The organism is Janthinobacterium sp. GW822-FHT07H10 (assembly GCF_058798675.1).
Genome location: NZ_JBXAKS010000004.1, coordinates 394,851 through 411,355 on the forward strand (window position 1 = coordinate 394,851; position 16,505 = coordinate 411,355).

Below are 16,505 nucleotides of genomic sequence, written 5' to 3' on the forward strand. Positions count from 1 at the left end.
AACTTTACACTGACTTTCGGTTAGCGTGCGCGCACTTGACTGATAGCCTTGCCCAGGTCGATTACTGACATGGCATAAAAATAACTTCTGTTGTACTGAGTTATAGCAAAGAAGTTATTGGTTGCCAAGCTATACTCAGTTGCTTCTGAGCCATTTTGCAAGTCGATCAAGCCGAACAGCATGTTTTGTGGCACGGGCGATACGACGCTGACGCCGGCCGCCTGCAGCTCGTCCAGACGGTACTTCGCCTGCAAGCCCTGGCCGATGAACTGTTCCCAGGCGCGGTTGGGCGAAACGTTGACCGGATACACGCTGATGGCCGGATCGTCGCGGCGCCAGCCGTGTTCGACGAGGAAGTGCGCCACGCTGCCGATGGCGTCGGCCGTCGAATTGCGCAAGTCGATGTGACTATCGCCATCGAAGTCCACCGCATATTTCATGATGCTGCTAGGCATGAACTGGGGCAGGCCGATGGCACCCGCATACGAGCCGAGCAGGGTCAGCGGATCGATGCCATCCTTGCGCGCGAACAGCAGCGCGTTTTCCAGCTCGCCCTTGAAAAATGCCATGCGCGCGGCCCGCGTCGGGCTTTCCGGATAGGAAAACGCCAGCGTGGTCAGCGCATCGAGCACGCGGAAGCGGCCCGTGTTGCGGCCATACACGGTTTCCACGCCGATGATGCCGACGATGATCTCGGCCGGCACGCCATATTCGCGCTCGGCGCGGCCCAGCGCTTCCGCGTTTTCTTCCCAGAATTTCACGCCCGCATTGATGCGCACCGGTTCGATGAAGCGGGCGCTGTACGCTTGCCAGTTCTTCGGCTTGCCCGGGGGCGCCGGCTTCATCAGCTGCACCGTCGATTCCACATAGCGCACCTTGCCGATCAGGGTGTCGAGTTCGGCGCGGTCAAAGCCATGCTTGGCGGCCATCTCGTCGAGGAAGGCGCGTACTTCCTTCCAGTTGGCATAGTCGACAAATTCGCCTTCGAAATCGAATTTCGCCGGCGCCTTCTTTGCTGCCGGCTTGAGCGTCGCCTTCTTGACGGGCTGGGCCTTGGCCGCGCGCACGGCGCGGGCGCGGTCGGCGGCTGAAATATTGCTGTTTTCACCCGCGTGCGCGCTTGCCATGCACAGGGGAAGGGAGAGGAGCAGGGACAGGGCGGGGTATTTGATCGGTAACAAGGAGCGTCTCATCGGCTTTGGGTTAACAGGCGGCGCAAGCTGCGCCGCGCGCGGAGTTGTTCGTCTGGGCTGGCATTACCATACTTCATCGCGGCATAGATTGCCAGAAAGCGCGCGATGGCGGCGTGCGTCTCGGGGGTGGCGGAGCCGGCAGCCAGGCGCGCAGCATAACCGTGCGGCCCCTCGTGCGGCGCACGGCTGTAGCCGCGTCGCGCCTGCTGCCGGCAAAAGCGCGCGTACAGGGCGTCGAGCGGGTCGCCCCGCCGCTGTTGCCGCCAGTGTAGCAGTCCGCCGCCCAGCGCCGCCAGCAGGGCCAGCACGGCGCAGGCCAGTGCGATGCGCTGCGACGGCATGTTCTTCACGCCGTCGAGCATGGCGCGCTGGCGTTGCGGCGTGTAGTCGAGCACCCAGCTGCTCCACGCCTGCTCGGCTTGCTGCCATTGCTGGCGCCATGCGGCGATGGCGGCGCCGGCGCCCCCGTCGAGGCCGACCAGCGCGCGCCAGGCCGCCAGCGGCGCGGGGGCGGGCGGCAGGGCCGCGTCCAGGTTGCGCTCGGTGCGCAGCGGGGCGACGGCGCTGGTGGGGTCGACGCGCACCCAGCCCCGGCCCGCCAGCCACACTTCGCTCCACGCATGGGCGTCGGACTGGCGCACCGTCAGGCTGGTGCCGGTGCCGGCGCCGGCTTCCGCCGCATTGCGCGTGCCGCCCTGGTAGCCGGTGACGACGCGCGCGGGAATGCCCATGGCGCGCATCAGCACGACAAAGCTGCCCGCGTAATGTTCGCAAAAGCCCGCCTGCGTGCGAAACAGGAAGTCATCGACGCCATCCTTGCCCAGCAGCGGCGGTTGCAGGGTGTAGCGGAACGGTGCGTGGCGGAAATGACCGAGCACGGCGGCGATGGCCGCCTCGGGCGCCAGCGCCTGTGCGCCCTGGCCGCGCAAGGCGCGGGCCCAGGCCACGCTGCGCGGGTTGCTGCCGGCGGGCAAGGCCAGCCACGGCTGCTGTTGTGCCGTGGACAGGCCCGCCTGCAGGCGGTAGCTGAGCATGGAACTGGCGCGGTAGCGGACGGTCGAAGTAATTGGCTGCACCGTCAGCACTTCCAGCGCGGGCGAGGCGACATAGGGATTGCCGGGCAGGCGTTCGATGCTGCGCGGCACGTCTAGCGCGAAGATGCGCCGCTGGCCACTGGCTTGCAAGGTGATGTCGTAGTTGCTGGGCGGGCCATCGAGCGCGATGTCTATCCTGCCGTCGATCACCTGGCCGCGGCGGGTGGCCTGGCCGGCGCCGCTGCGCGTCCAGGTGGCGCCGTCGTAGTCGCCCAGCACGACGCCGCGCCAATATAACTGCTCCTGCGCCGGGATCGGCGTGCTGAAGCGGGCCGTGAAGACGGGCTCGCCCGACAGGGCCAGCGAGGCGATGGCGCCCGGCTGCATGCTGTCCGACAAGCCCGTGCGCGCCTGCGCGCCCTCGTGCGGCGCCCCCCACAGGGGGCCGCCGGGACGCGGCACGACGAAGAACAGCAGGGCCGACAGGGGAATGGCCAGCGCCAGCATGCGGCCGAGCAAGCGCAGCCGTTGCCACAGCCGTGGCTGCACGGCGCCGTACTGGGCCGACAGCAGGGCGGCCAGCAGCACGATGACGGTGGCCAGCATCCAGGCGGCGCTGAGGATGCCTTGCGCATGGAAAAAATTGGCCAGCAACAGGAAGAAACTGAGGAAGACAAACACGAAGATGTCGCGCCGGCCATGCATTTCCAGCGATTTCAGGGCCAGCAGCAAGGCCAGCATGGCCACGCCCGCATCGCGCCCCAGCAAGGTGCCATAGCTGGCGTGGACGCCGGCGATGCCCAGCAGGGCCAGCGGCAGGAGCAGGGCTAGCTGCGGCTGGCGCGTGCCGCGCACGGTGATGGCGGCGCGCCACAGCAGGGGGGCGGCCATGGCCAGCGACAGCCACGGCGGCAGGTGCCGCGCGTGCGGCGCCAGCACCATGGCGGCCGCCAGCAGCAGGAGCAGGATGTCGGCCTTGTCGCGCGGCAAATTTGTCAGCCAGCGCCTCATGGCGCCGCCTGGCTGGCGGGCAAGTCGTGCAGGGCCAGCGCGCGCAGGCAGGCGTCGCGGTGGCTGGCGCCCAGGTCCGGCGCCAGGTCCAGCGCACCCAGGCGCAAGCCATACGGCAGGTTGCGGCGTTCCGCTTCCAGCACCCAGGCGGCCAGGCGCGACAGGCGCGCTTCCGGCGGCAAGGCCGTCAGTGCGGCATGCTCGAGCACGATGCGGCCCTGGGCTGCGCCCGTGCGCGCGTCGGCGGCAGGCTGGAATTGCTTGCTGAATAGATGCTCGCCGTCATGGCGGGCGATCTGGCGCCAGGCCAGGCGCTGCAGCGGATCGCCGGGCTGGTAGGCGCGCACGCCGGCCAGTTCCAGGGTTCCGCCGGTCGCGCTGGCTTGCTGACTTGCCATCTGCGCCATGCCAGCGGGCAAGGGCAGCGGCGGCGCAGCCGCCTCAGGGCGCGGATACACGAGCACGCGGGCTTCAGGCTGCCAATGGCACCAGGCGTAAAACAGGCCCAGCGGAAAGTTGCACGACAGGCGCACGGGCGGGGCGGCGAGCCAGCCCCGTTGCGGCGCCGCGGCGCCGATGGTGACGGTTGTTTCCGCGTGGACGGCGATATCCACCAGTGGCGCGGCCAGCTGCGGCGTGGCAGCGGAGCCTGCCACCTCGACGCGCAGCGCATGGCGCGCGCGCGGGCTGCGGTTGATCAGGCGCAAGCTGAACGAGGCGCGACTGCCCGCGAACACGGGCGGGCCCGGCGTGGCCGCCAGCGCCAGTCCCGCCAGGTTGCGGCTGGCAAACAGCATGTCGGCGATGGCGCAGGCGGCCGCGAAGTAGGTGAGCGCGTAGCCCAGGCCCAGGTGGTAATTGACGGCGGCGATCCACAGCGCCAGCAGCAGCGCGGCAAACGCCAGTCCCGCGCGCGACGGACGGATGTGCACGCGCTGCGCGCCGAGCCAGGGGCGGGCCGGCAGCCAGGTGATCTTGCGCAAGCGCATGCCGTTCAGACGGGAGTGCTTAACATTAATTGCTGCAGCAGGGCGCGGCTATCCGTCGCCCCTTGCGCGGCGCGCAGCCGGTGGGCGCAGACGGGCAGCAGCATCGCTTGCACATCGTCGGGCGTGACATGGTCGCGCCCCGCCAGCGCGGCCCAGGCGCGCGCCGCCTGCAGCAGGGCCAGCGCGGCGCGTGGGCTGAGACCGTCGGCGAAGGCGCCCGGCGCGCGTGTCGCCTGCACGAGGGCCAGCACGTAATCGACGACGGCGGCGGACACGTGGATGGCGCGCAAGGCCGCCTGCGCCTGCAACAGTTCATCCGCGCTCATCACGGCCGGCAAGGTTTGCAGCATGGCGCGGCGGTCGGCGCCCAGCAGCAGGGCCCGCTCGGCGGCCGCGTCGGGATAGCCCAGGGTGACGCACATGAGGAAACGGTCGAGCTGCGATTCGGGCAGGGGGAAGGTGCCCAGCTGGTGCGCGCAGTTCTGCGTGGCGATGACGAAAAACGGCTGCGGCAGCGCGCGCGTGACGCCATCGAGGCTCACTTGCCGTTCTTCCATCGCTTCGAGCAGGCCGGACTGCGTCTTCGGCGTGGCGCGGTTGATTTCGTCGGCCAGCAGCACTTGCGTAAACAGGGGGCCGGGGTGGAAGATGAAACTGGCGCTGCCGCGGTCGTACACGCTCATGCCGGCCACGTCGGCCGGCAGCAGGTCGCTGGTGAATTGCTGGCGCTTCCATTGCAGGCCCAGCGAGATGGCCAGCGCATGCGCCAGGGTCGTCTTGCCGACGCCGGGCACGTCTTCGATCAGCAGGTGGCCGCCGGCCAGCACGCAGGCGAGGGTCTGGCGGATCTGCAAGTCTTTGCCGACGAGAACGTCGCCGATCTGGCGCGCGGCCTGATGTATTTTCGAAAACATGCTATTTCTATCACAATACACGGGATTATTTAATTTACAATCGCTTTGGCCAGATCAAACGGCGCCGCCCGCCACCTGCGCGCCCGTGGTAGATTCGCTATGATGCAAGGACGGCACAGACCAGCCAGTGATTTTATGCGAGAACGCGCCGGGCAGGCAGGAATGATCGGCAGTATATCCGGCGCGCGTTCCCGGTATGGATAGAGAGCAGAGACAGAGGTAACCAGTACAGCGCATGAGCACAGCCATTTATACCCACCCCGATTGCCAGCGCCACGAGATGGGCGACTGGCATCCCGAATCGCCGGCCCGCTTGCAGGCCATCAACGATCAACTGATCCTCGCGCACATCAGCGACCTGGTCGAGCACCGTGATGGCGTGCGCGCGCAATTGTCCGACATCGAGCGCAATCACAGCGCCACGGCCATCGGCCTGGTGCGCGACAACGTGCCGCCGGCCGGCGATTACTACCCGCTCGACGGCGACACCCTGCTCAACGCGCACAGCTACAACGCGGCGCTGGCCGCCGCCGGCTCGGCCGTGGCTGCCACGGACGCCGTCATCGATGGCGAGATCAGCAATGCCTTCTGCTCGATCCGCCCGCCCGGCCACCATGCGCGGCCCAGCGAACCGATGGGTTTCTGCCTGTTCAATAATGTGGCCATCGCCGCCAAGCATGCGCTCGACGTGCGCGGGCTGGAGCGCGTCGCCATCGTCGACTTTGACGTGCATCATGGCAATGGCACGGCCGAATCCGTGGCGCACGACCCGCGCATCCTGATGGTTAGCTTCTTCCAGCACCCGTTTTACCCGTACAGCGATGTCGAGTCCTACACGGATACGCGCGTCAACGTGCCCGTGCCGGCCCGCTCGAAAGGCGACGTCGTGCGCCAGCTCGTGCTCGACCACTGGCTGCCGGCGCTGCACCGGCAGCGGCCGCAGATGATCTTCATTTCCGCCGGTTTCGATGCGCACCGCGAAGACGACGTCGGTGGCATGGGCCTGGTGGAAGCCGACTACACGTGGATGACGCAGCAAATGATGGCGGTGGCCAGCCAGTATGGCCAGGGCCGCATCGTCAGCTGCCTCGAAGGGGGCTACAACCTGTCGTCGCTGGGCCGCAGCGTGGCGGCGCACGTGAAGGCGCTGGCGGAACTGTAGCTACAGCAGGCTCGGGCGGCTGCGCGAATTGGTGTGGCGGTGCGTCTGGTAGTCGAGCGCGTCGCCGGCCATGAAGTGGCGCCAGGCTTGCGTGTAGACGCCTGACGATTTTTCCGCGTCGAAACTGTCGAGTTGCAGCATGTCGCGGTGGTGCTTGATTTCATTGACCAGCTGGTCATACAGCATTTGCAGGCCATAGCTGTCGGCGCTCTGGCGTTTCAGGCGTTCTTCCAGTGCCGCCACATGCAGCTGCAGCTGGCGGCACTCCTTCTTCAACTGCAGGATGCTGCCATTGCGCGGCGCGCGCTTGGCCACTTTGCCCGGGCGGACGCGCAAGCCGGCATGTTCGGGTTCCGTCTGTGCCGCTGGCGCCACGCCAGTGTGTTCCATCATCATATTGCCGATTCCCCATTGCTGATTTTCCCGCGCGCCGCTGGGCGCCAGCCTGGAAAATAATTGCTTTTCATTTAAGAGGCGATATTAAAGCACACTTTTTTATTGCTTTCAGTAAATATAAAAATCTATGTGGAAATATTTGACGTGCTTTTCCCCTGCACGCGTGTGGACGGCATGCCAGGCTTATTGGGGAGGAGCCGCCGTTGCCGGGGCGGCGCCGGCGACCCTGGCATCGCTCGCGTATGTCAAGGTCAGCAGGGTATCGTCGCTCCAGCTCTGGTCATGCAGCGGAGGCACGTAGCGCAGGTGGTCGTCCGTGACGCGGATCTGCGCCGCGCGTTCGCCCGAGGTGGCCTGCACGGCAACGAGCGCGCGCGCCACGGGAAACGGCACGTGGATCAGCGACGAGTGGCAGGGCCCGCCCGCCAGCTTGAACAGGTTGCGCGTGACAAACGAGAGCTGGTCCTGTTCCACGGCCCAGCGGATTTCGCATTCGAGGCGCAAGTCGCCCAGGCGGCGCACGTTGTCGGGCAGGCCCGGCGTATGGATGTCTGGCCGCCAGCGCAGGCTGGCGCGCTTCTTGTTGCTGACCAGGTCGGCATTCGCATCGTAGGCCGTCTTGTCGCGCGCCAGGATGAAGCTGCCGTCCGGCGCCAGCGGGATGGGAATCGACAGGTTGTCGGCCGACAGGTGCAGGGTCACGCCGTCGAGCCTGGCCGCGGGCGTGGCGGGCAGCAGCATGAAGCGCAGCGGCGCGGCCGGCGCCAGGCGCAGGTGGTCGGCATACGCGTCGAGTCCCCTGAGCATGGTGCGGTAGGGGCGCAGGTCGGGATCGCGCGTGCTCTGCACGTCGACGATCTGCTGCATTTCCCGGTTCACGGCGTCGCCTGGGGGGACTGGTTGCTCCTGGGCCATGGCGGGCAGCAGGCAGGCGGCGAGGGTGGCGAACAGGGAAAAGCGGGAAAAATGCATGGAAAGCGCGCCCGGTGTAGTGTGCGATGGAAAGTAGCCGGCCCCGATGGCCGAATGGCGGATCTTATCATTCATGTAACTGACAAATTATCACCAATTGTCTCGTTCGTGTCGCACGCGAGCCATTGCTGGCAGTAAACGGGACGCTGCGGCGGCAACCACGTAAAATAGCGGATTGACCGAACGATTTTGAAAGCAAGAGCATGGCGATACAATGGTACCCAGGACACATGAACGCGGCCCGCAAGAAAGCGGCCGAGACCATGGAAAACACCGATCTGGTGATTGAAGTGGTGGACGCGCGCCTGCCGGCAGCCAGCTGCAATCCCATGGTGGACGAGCTGCGCCTGTTCCGCCAGCGCCCCTGCCTGAAAATCCTCAACAAGACCGACCTGGCCGATCCAGCCGCGACGGCCGCCTGGGTCGCCTATTTCAATGCCCAGGAAGGCGTGACCGCGTATGCGATGACGACCAAGAAGCCGGGCGACGTGGCGCGCATTCCGGAGCTGGCCAAGTCGCTGGCGCCGCACCGTGGCGTGCCGACGAAGCCGCTGCGCATCATGATCATGGGCATCCCCAACGTGGGCAAGTCGACGCTGATGAATGCGCTGCTGAAAAAGCGCGTGGCCAAGGTGGGCGACGAGCCGGCCGTGACGAAGATGCAGCAGAAATTGTATCTGGACAAGAACACCATCCTCGTCGATACGCCCGGCATGCTGTGGCCGAAGATCGCCATCCCCAGCGACGGCCTGATGCTGGCGGCCAGCCATGCCATCGGCTCGAACGCGCTGATCGAAGAAGAAGTGGCCGTCTTCCTGGCCGAGGAATTGCTCAAGCGTTACCCGGACTTGCTGGCGGCCCGCTACGGCACCAAGGTCGATGAAGTCGACGCCATCGGCGTGGTCGAAGGCATCGCCGCCAAGCGCGGCTTCCGCATCAAGGGCGGCGACTACGATTTCGAGAAGGCTTCGCACACCCTGCTGCTCGACTACCGCAGCGGCATCCTGGGCCGTATCTCGCTGGAAACGCCGGACACGCGCGCGGCCCTGCTGGCCCAGCACGCGGCCGAGATGGCGGAAAAAGCGGCGAAGGCGGCGGAGATCGCCGCCGAGAAGGCCAGGAATGCGGCGCGGGGCAAGCGCGGCACGTAAGTTACCGCCTCACCATGCAAAAAGCGCCACGACAGGAATGTCGCGGCGTTTTTTTTATGCGGCGGCGCCTTCCCCGAAGCGGAAGCTGGTGACAGCTAATGCTCCAAAGAAATCCTCCTCGTGGTAGGCCACGTGCGCCGCTTCCTGTTCGGCCGCGCCCAGCGCCACCATCAGGGGCAGCAGATGGTCTTCCTGCGGATGGGCCTGGCGCGCGCCCGGCGCCTGGTCCCAGGCCAGCAACTGTGCCAGCCGCTGCTGCGGCGGCAAGGCCATGGTCTGGCGCAGCCAGGCGTCGAACTGGTGCGAGGCGACGGCGCCCGCCTGGCCGAACTGGCGCAGGTTATGGTAGGACAGGCCACTGCCGAGTATCAGCACGCCCTGGCGGCGCAGGCTGGCCAGCGCGCGGCCCACCTCGACGTGCGTGAGCGGATCATAGCCGTGTTTCAGCGACAGCTGCACCAGCGGCATGTCCGCCTGCGGATAGATGGGGAACAGGGCGCTGAAAGTGCCGTGGTCGAAACCCCGCTCGTGGTCGAGGCGCGCCGGGTGGCCGGCCCCGTCCAGCAACTGTTTCACTTGCGCCGCCAGTTCCGGAGCGCCGGGCGCCGGGTACTGGATCTGGTAGGTGTGCGGCGGAAAGCCCGAATAATCGTAGATCATGCCCGGGCGCGGGCTGGCCGAGACGAGAAATTGCGGCCCTTCCCAGTGCGCCGTGACGACCAGCACGGCCTTGGGGCGCGCCCCGACCTGGCGCGGGATGTCTTGCAGCGACGCTTCGAGCACGTCGTAGCGGCCGCCGAACTGCTCTTTCATGAACGGCCAGGGGCCGCCGCCGTGCGACAGGAAATAGGTGTGGAAGGTGTGCTCTTGCATGGCGGCTCCTGAGTGGAATGGCTGATGATTGAACGATGATAGTCATGCGCGGTCAGTTGATCAAGATCGCTATTATTGATATATCATTTCCAATTTGTTGATGATTGGACCGTCATGGATACCTTGCGCAGCATGCGCGTGTTTCGCGCCGTCGTGGAGCTGGACAGTTTTGTGCGCGCCAGCGAACGCCTGGACCTGTCGCCGGCCATGGTCAGCAAGCACGTGATGCACCTGGAACGCCACCTGGGCGCGCGCCTGCTGAACCGCAGCAGCCGCCACCTGAGCCTGACGGAAATCGGCAAGGTGTATTTCGAGCAATGCCGCGACATGCTCGACAATCTCGACGAGGTGGAAGCGACCGTGGGCCGCACGACGGTGGTGCCGCGCGGCATGCTGCGCCTGAGCGCGCCCGTCTGGTTCGCCAACGCCATCTTCACGCGCACCCTCGCGGCCTATCGCGAGCGCTTTCCGGAAGTCACGTTCGACATCGACTTGAGCGGGCGCGTGGTGAACCTGGTGGAGGAGGGCTTCGACCTGGCCCTGCGCGTGAGCCAGGCGCCGTCGCCGGCCCTGATCGCGCGGCCCATCGGCAGCATCGCCTTTCACCTGGTGGCCGCACCGGCCTACCTGGCGCGCGCGGGCCGGCCGCAGGCGCCGCAGGACCTGGCGCAGCACGCCATGATCAGCTATTCCTTGTTATCGAACGGAAATGAACTGGCCTTCGACGGGCCGCAGGGACGCGAAACGGTGAAGTTCTCGCCCGTCCTGCAATGCAATAACGAAAGCCTGCTGCATGCGGCCGCGCTCGACGGCATGGGTATCGCCCTGCTGCCGTCGTGGCAGACGGATGCCGACCTGGCGGCCGGGCGGCTGGAGCGCCTCTTCGACGGTTACCGGCTGGCGGGCGGCAGCGTGTATGCCGTCTACACGAGCCGCCGCTACCTGTCGTCGAAAGTGCGCACCTTCATCGACTTTCTTGCCGATGAAGGGCGCCTCGGTCACTGACTACGCTTGCGAGCGTTTCACGTCGATCAGCGCGAACAGGCGCGCGCTGCGCATCCACGCCAGCACCAGCACCGCCAGCTGCGTCAGCAGCCAGCCGGCCACGATGACCAGCGGGCCGGGCGCGGCCAGGTTCAGGCGCGCCACGCCCAGCAGCGCATACAGCGCCAGTCCCAGCAAGGTGATGACGAGATAGATGGCCAGGCAGGCCAGCGGACGCTGGCGCAGCATGCCCAGTCCCCGCCACCACGCCTTGACGGCCGAGGTGCGGCGTTTGTCGACGGCCAGGGCCGCGCGGCCGGCATCGACGGTGATGCAGGCCAGCAGGAACAGCAGGCCCGTGAGCAGCAGGGCCAGGTGACGCACCAGGTCGGCATCGGCTTCCAGGATGGCTTGCGCCGCGTGCTTGTCGGCCAGTTTCAGCGCGCCGGCGCCGATGGCCAGCGCCAGGCCCAGCGGCACGATGCTCCACAGCAGCATGCGCAGCATGCGGCCGTATTCGCTGAAAGCGCCCGTCAGCAGGGGACCGAAGCGGGACGGCGTGGGCGCGCGCGCGGCCGTCACCACCAGGCCGCTCAGTAGCGGCGACAGCAGCAGGGTCAGGATGATGCCGGCGATGGCGGCCTGGCCGATGGCAGCCCCGTTGCGGTTGGCATTGGCCACCAGGTCGGCCAGGGTCATCAGGTCGAGCTTGTGCGCCAGCGCCGCCGCATGCACGGCATTGTCGAGGCTGGCGCTCAGGGTGCGCCAGACGGGAATGACGGCGACGATGGCGGGGATCAGCAGCAGTCCAGCCCACAGCAGCAGCAAGCGCCATTGCAGGGCGGCGCGGCTGGCGCGCGTGGTCAGGGTCAGGCCGCTGGCCCGGGTCGTGGAAGTGGCGCTCATACGATGGCAATCAGGGAAAGGAGGTATTGGAAGGCGGCAGCGATGTCGAAGCTCCAGCGCCGCGCGGCGGACTTGTCGGCCTTCAAGGTGCGGCTGTCATCGAGCTTGTTGACGTCGAGGTAGTGCACGCGGTCGGGGTCCAGCTCGGCCGAGACGGCCTTCACGGGCTTGGTCCAGGTGTAGCGCTGCCACAGCTGGTCGTTATCCCAGACCACGCGTTCGGAAGTGCCGTCGGCGAATTTCACCAGCAGCACCTGCGGCACGGGCGCGCCACGGCGGCGCACGACCACGCTGGTCAGGTAGGGATAGGGTCCCGTGCCGGGCTTGGCGTCAGGATGCGCCTTGTCCCACGCCTCGCGCACTTTTTCCTCTTCCTTTTCCAGCGCCTCGGGCGTGCGTTCCACGCGCTTGCCGTTCACCAGCGCCAGGCCGGCCAGCGGCGTCTGCTCCTCGCTGGTGAAGCTGCCGATGCGGTCGTCGATGTTCGCGCTGGCATAGACTTGCTGCGCGAAGACCTGCTCCACGATGCGCCGCTGGCCCGTCGCTTCGGCCAGCGCCTCGCGCAGGTCGGCCACGCTGGGGTGGCGGAATTTCCACTGTTCGTAATAGGCTTTGAAGCCCCGTTCCATGGCTTCGCTGCCGATGCGCGCTTCGAGGTCGCGCATGGTGACGGCCGTGCGGCTGTAGACGGGGCCGACGCCCTGCAGGCGATCCCAGGCGTTCTGGCCCAGCGGGTCGGCCGCATCCTGGCGCGGCGCGGCGAGGCGCTCGAATTCGAAGACCTTGAAGACGGGATCGAAGCCCAGGCGCTTGAGCAGGGGCGTGGTGGCGTGGATGTCCTGGCCGCGCGCGCGCAGCATGCGCTGGTCCCAGTATTCGTTCAAGCCTTCGTCGAGAATCGGTTCCTCGAATTCGTTCGAGGCCAGGATGCCATAGAAATAGCCATGGCCGAATTCATGGATGGTGACGAAATCGAGGCCGAATTCGGGAATGGTCTTCGGCTGCAGGTTGGCGTAGCTCGAGGCCGTGATGAAGGTCGGGTACTCCATGCCGCCCGCTTCGGCCGCGTTAAACGGCGGAATCACCACCGTCAGGGTCTTGTACGGATACGGGCCCAGGGTGCGCGAGAAGTAGGTGAGCGAATCCTTGGCCGCCTGCAGCGCGGGCGCCGCGTTGGACGCGTACTCGGGCGGGTACAGCACCTTGATGGCCACCGGCGGGCTGCCCGGGCCGCTCCAGCTGCCCAGCAGGGGCTGCGCGCTGCGCTTGTCGGCCGTCCAGGCGAAATCGTGCACGTCGCCCTGCACATAGTGGTGCGTGAGCATGCCGTTCTTTTCCTGCGGCGCGCCTTGCAGTTCGCCCGTGGCGCCCACCGTGTATTCCTTGGGCACCGTCAGCTTCACGTCGTAGTGGCCGAAATCGGCGTAGAACTCCGAGTTCAGGTGGAATTCATGCGCGTTCCAGCGCGGCGCGGTGGCGCCCCGCTCGCCGGGCAGTTCCAGCACGGCGATCTTGGGGAACCACTGGCCCACCAGGTGGAAGCTGTCGAAATAGCCGGTGCGCGCGATGACGCGCGGCAGCTGGTCGAAGAAGCGGATGTCGAGCGTCGTCTCGGCGCCCGGCGCGACGGCCTGCGGCAAGTCGACGCGCACCACGGTGCGGTCGGTGGCGGGGCCGTTGTCGGGCTGGACGAAATGCCAGGGCGCCTTGGCGCCGTTCTGCGTCATGCTGCGCAGTTCGATATAGCCCCACTCGCCGTCGCGCGTGTCGACGCCCGAGCGGAAGCCCGTGTCGAGCTTGCGCTTCTCGGTGAAGAAGGTCGAATGCTCGCCCTCGAAGGCGTTCAGGTACAGGTGCAGGTAGACGCTGCTGACGGCTTGCGCGCTGCGGTTGCGCCAGCGCAGTTTCTGCTGGCCGTCGATCGTGTGCTTGACGGGATCGAGCGTCGCTTCGATCTGGTAGTCGACGACGCGGTCCGACAGGGTCGCTTGCGCGCCCGTGCGCGCGCCGCCCCAGGCGTTGCTGGCGCTGGGCGTGGCGACGGCGGCCGCGCGCGGCGAGGCGAGGGCGATGCCGTCGGCCGGCGGCGCCAGCGGCACGGCCGTGCCGGCCGGACCGCCCTTGCCCGGCTGGGCGAACAGGTCCGCCTGCAGGGCCATGCCGGCCAGCAGCAGGGCGGTGATGGAGAGGGCCTTGAGCTTGCCCGAGACGGGGAAAAAACCAATGCTGCGGCGCGTGCCGCGGGGACTTGGCGGCCCCCGGCGCGTGATGCTACGACTTTCCATGCGTAACTCCTACAATGACTTCTTATTGTTGATTTTCAAATGCAGTCGGTTGCGCCCAGGATGGCGGGCGCACCTTAATATACCCACAAAAATGCCAAATTACCAATAAAATATTGACTGGAGGAAAGCACCGCCGGGCCGCCGCTTGCGACGATGCATACCGTGCGTATAATGATTCGCTTTTGCCGTCCCTTCCGCCCTACTAGCGTGCGCCCGCGCCGCAGTGACGCCTTCAAGCCTTTCGCCATGATGCCTGTCTCCTTCGCCCTGACCATCGCCACGCGCAGCCTGCTGCTGTGCGCCCTGGCCATGCCGGCGTGCGCGCAGGAAGGCCTGCCGCTGGATGGCGGCGCGGCCGGCGTCACGCATGGCGACTTTTCCGCCGAGCTGGCGCAGGGCGGCCAGCACAGCGTGCGCGGCGCGCTGTCGCGCGACCAGGGCGGCATGTCGCTCGACGCGACGCTCGACGAGCAGCGCAACGGCAATTACCGCGACGGCAGCGTGTTTCACCAGCGCGGCTTCAGCGGCGGCGCGGAATGGAAGGTGCGGCACGGGCGCTTCGGCTTCAGCGCCGACCGGCAGGACCAGGAAACGCGCTATCCGGCGCCCGATGCGCCCTACCTGGCCCTGCTGGCGGCGCGTCCCGAAGACCGCTACCGCTACGACGTGCGGCGCGCCAGCGCCTTCGTGCAGCGCTATGTGGGCAATGTCGAACTGGGCGTGGAGCTGTCGCAGCGGGAAAAGCGCGCCACGGCCGTGTATGCGGGCGAGGACGGCAGCAGCGAGTCGTCGTACAGCAGCCGCCGGCGCCAGTTGTCGCCCCGCATGCGCCATTACGGCAAGGTGGGCGGCATCGGCACGGATACGGAACTGGGCCTGGACCTGATGCAGTGGGAGCGGCGCTCGGGCAGCGCGCTGCTGGGCCGCGACGGCGATGCGCGGCGGCGCCAGCATTCGCGCGCGCTGCTGCTGCGCGAGGAGCTGGCCTTTGGCGGTCCGCATGCGCCGCGCCTGCTGTTGGGGCTGCGCCACGAGCAGTTCCAGCTCGACCCGGCCGACATGCCGGCCGGCGGCAGCGACTGGGAAAACCAGAACGCGTGGGATTTGCAGGGCAGTTTCCTGCTGCGGCCCCAGATCAGCGTCTACGCCAAGGCCGCGCGCAGCTACCGCATCGATGACGATGGCTACACGAGCGCTGGCTACCGCCCGCTGGCGGGCCAGTTGCGACGCGAGGTGGAAGTGGGCGCCACCTTTGGCGACGCGGCGCGCAGTGCCTCCGTGCGCGTTTTCAGCGAACGCCTGAACAACCAGATCGTCTTCGACCAGAGCCTGGGCCAGCTGGGCTTTGCCGGCAACCTCGATCCTTCGCGGCGCGACGGCATCGCTATCGAAGCCAGCGTGGCCCTGGCGCGCGACTGGCGCCTCGACGGGCAGGTGCGGCAGGTGCACGCGCGCTATGACGACTACGCCTATACGGGGCCGGATATCGCGCTCGTGCCCAAGACCCTGGCCACCTTGCGCCTGTACTGGACGGGGCAGGGCGGCGCCAGCGCCGACGCGGGCGTGCAGTGGCTGCGCGCGCTGCGCTATGGCCACGACTTCGACAACAGCTGCCTGGCGCGCGTGCCCGCCTTCGCCACGCTGGACGCCCGCTATGCGCGCAAGCTGGGTGCCTGGGAGCTGGAGCTGGCCGGCAGCAACCTGGCCAACCGCCGCCATTACGGCGATGCGCCCGGCTGCCGCTCGAGCATTTACCAGAACGATGCGCGTCAGCTGCGCGTGTCGGCGCGCTACCATTTCTGAAGCGTATGCGGGGATGGGGCGGCGCCAGCGCTTAAGGCAGGCTTAATCGGGCGCAAACAGGGCGGGGAAACGCGCCTTTTTTATGCCCGATGTTCAATGGATGGCGCAAAAAGTGGTAATCTCGCCTCGTTCTCGACCACTATCATGAAGGATTATTATGCGTTTTCTGCGTTTCTTGCGTCCCCTGCTCGCCGCTGTCACCCTGGTGGCGGCCACCGGCGGCGCCATGGCGGCCGATACCGGCTTCACCACGCTGTCCACGCCGGTGCGTACGGACACGGGCAAGAAGGTGGAAGTGGTCGAGTATTTCATGTACTCGTGCCCGCATTGCTACGCGCTCGACCCGCTGATGCACGACTGGGTCAAGAAGCAGGGCGACAAGATCGCCTTCCGCCGCATCCACCTGGCCTTCTCCGGCCCGAAGGATCCGCAGGCGCATGCCTACGCCACCCTGGAGGCGATGGGCCAGCTGGACCAGTTCCACGACAAGATCTTCCGCGCCATCCACGTCGAGCGCAATCGCCTGAATCGCGATGACGCCATCCTCGACCTGCTGGTGAAGAACGGCATCGACAAGGCCAAGTACCTGGAAATGTTCAATTCGTTCGGCGTGCAGACCAAGCTGAAACGCAACGAGCAGCTGATCGCCGCCAGCAAGATCGACAGCGCGCCGACCATCGTCATCGATGGCCGCTTCGTGACGTCGCCATCGCTGCTGTCGCGTCCGGGCCAGTCCGAGCCGCAGACCCAGGCGGCGACCCTGCGCGTGATGGATGAGCTGGTGGCGCGCACCCTGAAAGAGCGCGCTCCCGCGCCAGCGAAGAAGTAAACC

14 protein-coding genes are annotated in these 16,505 nt (G+C 66.9%); 5 read left to right on the forward strand and 9 right to left on the reverse strand.

Annotated features, from left to right (window positions below; genetic code table 11):
• Window positions 1-20: 20 nt before the first annotated feature.
• Genes mltB through AC1RDJ_RS12495 form a run of 4 tightly spaced genes read right to left on the reverse strand, consistent with a single transcriptional unit; the run spans window position 21 to window position 5,141 of the window.
• Window positions 21-1,181, reverse strand: a complete 1,161-nt coding sequence (gene mltB / locus AC1RDJ_RS12480; protein ID WP_156894924.1) for a lytic murein transglycosylase B — start codon at window positions 1,179-1,181, stop codon at window positions 21-23.
• 8 nt (window positions 1,182-1,189) lie between these two features.
• Window positions 1,190-3,238 (reverse strand): transglutaminase TgpA family protein, encoded by a 2,049-nt coding sequence (locus AC1RDJ_RS12485; RefSeq protein ID WP_493027596.1) that lies wholly within the window; start codon window positions 3,236-3,238, stop codon window positions 1,190-1,192.
• On the reverse strand, window positions 3,235-4,227 hold the full coding sequence (locus AC1RDJ_RS12490) for a DUF58 domain-containing protein (RefSeq protein WP_493027597.1): 993 nt from the start codon (window positions 4,225-4,227) through the stop codon (window positions 3,235-3,237). The genes AC1RDJ_RS12485 and AC1RDJ_RS12490 overlap by 4 nt, the downstream gene beginning before the upstream one ends.
• Window positions 4,228-4,232: 5 nt before the next feature.
• Window positions 4,233-5,141 carry an AAA family ATPase gene (locus AC1RDJ_RS12495; RefSeq protein ID WP_289888578.1) on the reverse strand — a complete coding sequence of 303 codons (909 nt, stop codon included), beginning with the start codon at window positions 5,139-5,141 and terminating at the stop codon, window positions 4,233-4,235.
• Window positions 5,142-5,376: 235 nt separating this feature from the next.
• Here AC1RDJ_RS12495 and AC1RDJ_RS12500 point away from each other — a divergent pair, with 235 nt between their 5' ends.
• Window positions 5,377-6,303 (forward strand): histone deacetylase family protein, encoded by a 927-nt coding sequence (locus AC1RDJ_RS12500; RefSeq protein ID WP_071324901.1) that lies wholly within the window; start codon window positions 5,377-5,379, stop codon window positions 6,301-6,303.
• Here AC1RDJ_RS12500 and AC1RDJ_RS12505 read toward each other — a convergent pair whose 3' ends face one another.
• Together AC1RDJ_RS12505 and AC1RDJ_RS12510 are read right to left on the reverse strand one after the other, a co-directional pair.
• Entirely contained in the window at window positions 6,304-6,699 is a 396-nt protein-coding gene (locus tag AC1RDJ_RS12505; RefSeq protein WP_493027598.1) for a hypothetical protein, read from the reverse strand.
• 183 nt (window positions 6,700-6,882) lie between these two features.
• A complete protein-coding gene (locus AC1RDJ_RS12510; RefSeq protein WP_071324899.1) occupies window positions 6,883-7,746 on the reverse strand; it encodes a hypothetical protein in 864 nt (287 codons plus the stop codon).
• 155 nt (window positions 7,747-7,901) lie between these two features.
• Here AC1RDJ_RS12510 and ylqF point away from each other — a divergent pair, with 155 nt between their 5' ends.
• Entirely contained in the window at window positions 7,902-8,822 is a 921-nt protein-coding gene (gene ylqF / locus AC1RDJ_RS12515; RefSeq protein ID WP_071324898.1) for a ribosome biogenesis GTPase YlqF, read from the forward strand.
• A gap of 54 nt (window positions 8,823-8,876) precedes the next feature.
• On the opposite strand, the gene AC1RDJ_RS12520 is transcribed toward ylqF, so the two are convergent.
• Window positions 8,877-9,695: a DODA-type extradiol aromatic ring-opening family dioxygenase gene (locus tag AC1RDJ_RS12520; RefSeq protein ID WP_493027599.1), complete on the reverse strand. Its 819-nt coding sequence runs from the start codon at window positions 9,693-9,695 to the stop codon at window positions 8,877-8,879.
• 114 nt (window positions 9,696-9,809) lie between these two features.
• Between AC1RDJ_RS12520 and AC1RDJ_RS12525 the strand changes: the two genes are divergently transcribed.
• Entirely contained in the window at window positions 9,810-10,700 is an 891-nt protein-coding gene (locus AC1RDJ_RS12525; protein ID WP_493027600.1) for a LysR family transcriptional regulator, read from the forward strand.
• Here AC1RDJ_RS12525 and AC1RDJ_RS12530 read toward each other — a convergent pair whose 3' ends face one another.
• A complete protein-coding gene (locus AC1RDJ_RS12530) occupies window positions 10,701-11,585 on the reverse strand; it encodes a hypothetical protein (RefSeq protein WP_493027601.1) in 885 nt (294 codons plus the stop codon).
• Window positions 11,582-13,870: a M1 family metallopeptidase gene (locus AC1RDJ_RS12535; protein ID WP_493027602.1), complete on the reverse strand. Its 2,289-nt coding sequence runs from the start codon at window positions 13,868-13,870 to the stop codon at window positions 11,582-11,584. Before AC1RDJ_RS12535 ends, AC1RDJ_RS12530 begins: the two co-directional genes overlap by 4 nt.
• A gap of 246 nt (window positions 13,871-14,116) precedes the next feature.
• On the opposite strand from AC1RDJ_RS12535, the gene AC1RDJ_RS12540 reads away from it, so the two are divergent.
• On the forward strand, window positions 14,117-15,673 hold the full coding sequence (locus AC1RDJ_RS12540; RefSeq protein WP_198043776.1) for a TonB-dependent receptor domain-containing protein: 1,557 nt from the start codon (window positions 14,117-14,119) through the stop codon (window positions 15,671-15,673).
• 157 nt (window positions 15,674-15,830) lie between these two features.
• Complete coding sequence (locus tag AC1RDJ_RS12545) at window positions 15,831-16,502, forward strand: thiol:disulfide interchange protein DsbA/DsbL (protein WP_071324893.1); 672 nt, start codon at window positions 15,831-15,833, stop codon at window positions 16,500-16,502.
• Window positions 16,503-16,505: the final 3 nt, after the last annotated feature.

Bases quoted from the DNA above. Each gene is read 5' to 3' on its own strand.
- AC1RDJ_RS12485 (WP_493027596.1), bottom strand. From the start codon at position 3,238: ATGAGGCGCTGGCTGACAAATTTGCCGCGCGACAAGGCCGACATCCTG.
- AC1RDJ_RS12490 (WP_493027597.1), bottom strand. From the start codon at position 4,227: ATGCGCTTGCGCAAGATCACCTGGCTGCCGGCCCGCCCCTGGCTCGGC.
- AC1RDJ_RS12495 (WP_289888578.1), bottom strand. From the start codon at position 5,141: ATGTTTTCGAAAATACATCAGGCCGCGCGCCAGATCGGCGACGTTCTC.
- AC1RDJ_RS12500 (WP_071324901.1), top strand. From the start codon at position 5,377: ATGAGCACAGCCATTTATACCCACCCCGATTGCCAGCGCCACGAGATG.
- AC1RDJ_RS12505 (WP_493027598.1), bottom strand. From the start codon at position 6,699: ATGATGATGGAACACACTGGCGTGGCGCCAGCGGCACAGACGGAACCC.
- AC1RDJ_RS12510 (WP_071324899.1), bottom strand. From the start codon at position 7,746: ATGAATGATAAGATCCGCCATTCGGCCATCGGGGCCGGCTACTTTCCA.
- ylqF (WP_071324898.1), top strand. From the start codon at position 7,902: ATGAACGCGGCCCGCAAGAAAGCGGCCGAGACCATGGAAAACACCGAT.
- AC1RDJ_RS12520 (WP_493027599.1), bottom strand. From the start codon at position 9,695: ATGCAAGAGCACACCTTCCACACCTATTTCCTGTCGCACGGCGGCGGC.
- AC1RDJ_RS12525 (WP_493027600.1), top strand. From the start codon at position 9,810: ATGGATACCTTGCGCAGCATGCGCGTGTTTCGCGCCGTCGTGGAGCTG.
- AC1RDJ_RS12530 (WP_493027601.1), bottom strand. From the start codon at position 11,585: ATGAGCGCCACTTCCACGACCCGGGCCAGCGGCCTGACCCTGACCACG.
- AC1RDJ_RS12535 (WP_493027602.1), bottom strand. From the start codon at position 13,870: ATGGAAAGTCGTAGCATCACGCGCCGGGGGCCGCCAAGTCCCCGCGGC.
- AC1RDJ_RS12540 (WP_198043776.1), top strand. From the start codon at position 14,117: ATGATGCCTGTCTCCTTCGCCCTGACCATCGCCACGCGCAGCCTGCTG.
- AC1RDJ_RS12545 (WP_071324893.1), top strand. From the start codon at position 15,831: ATGCGTTTTCTGCGTTTCTTGCGTCCCCTGCTCGCCGCTGTCACCCTG.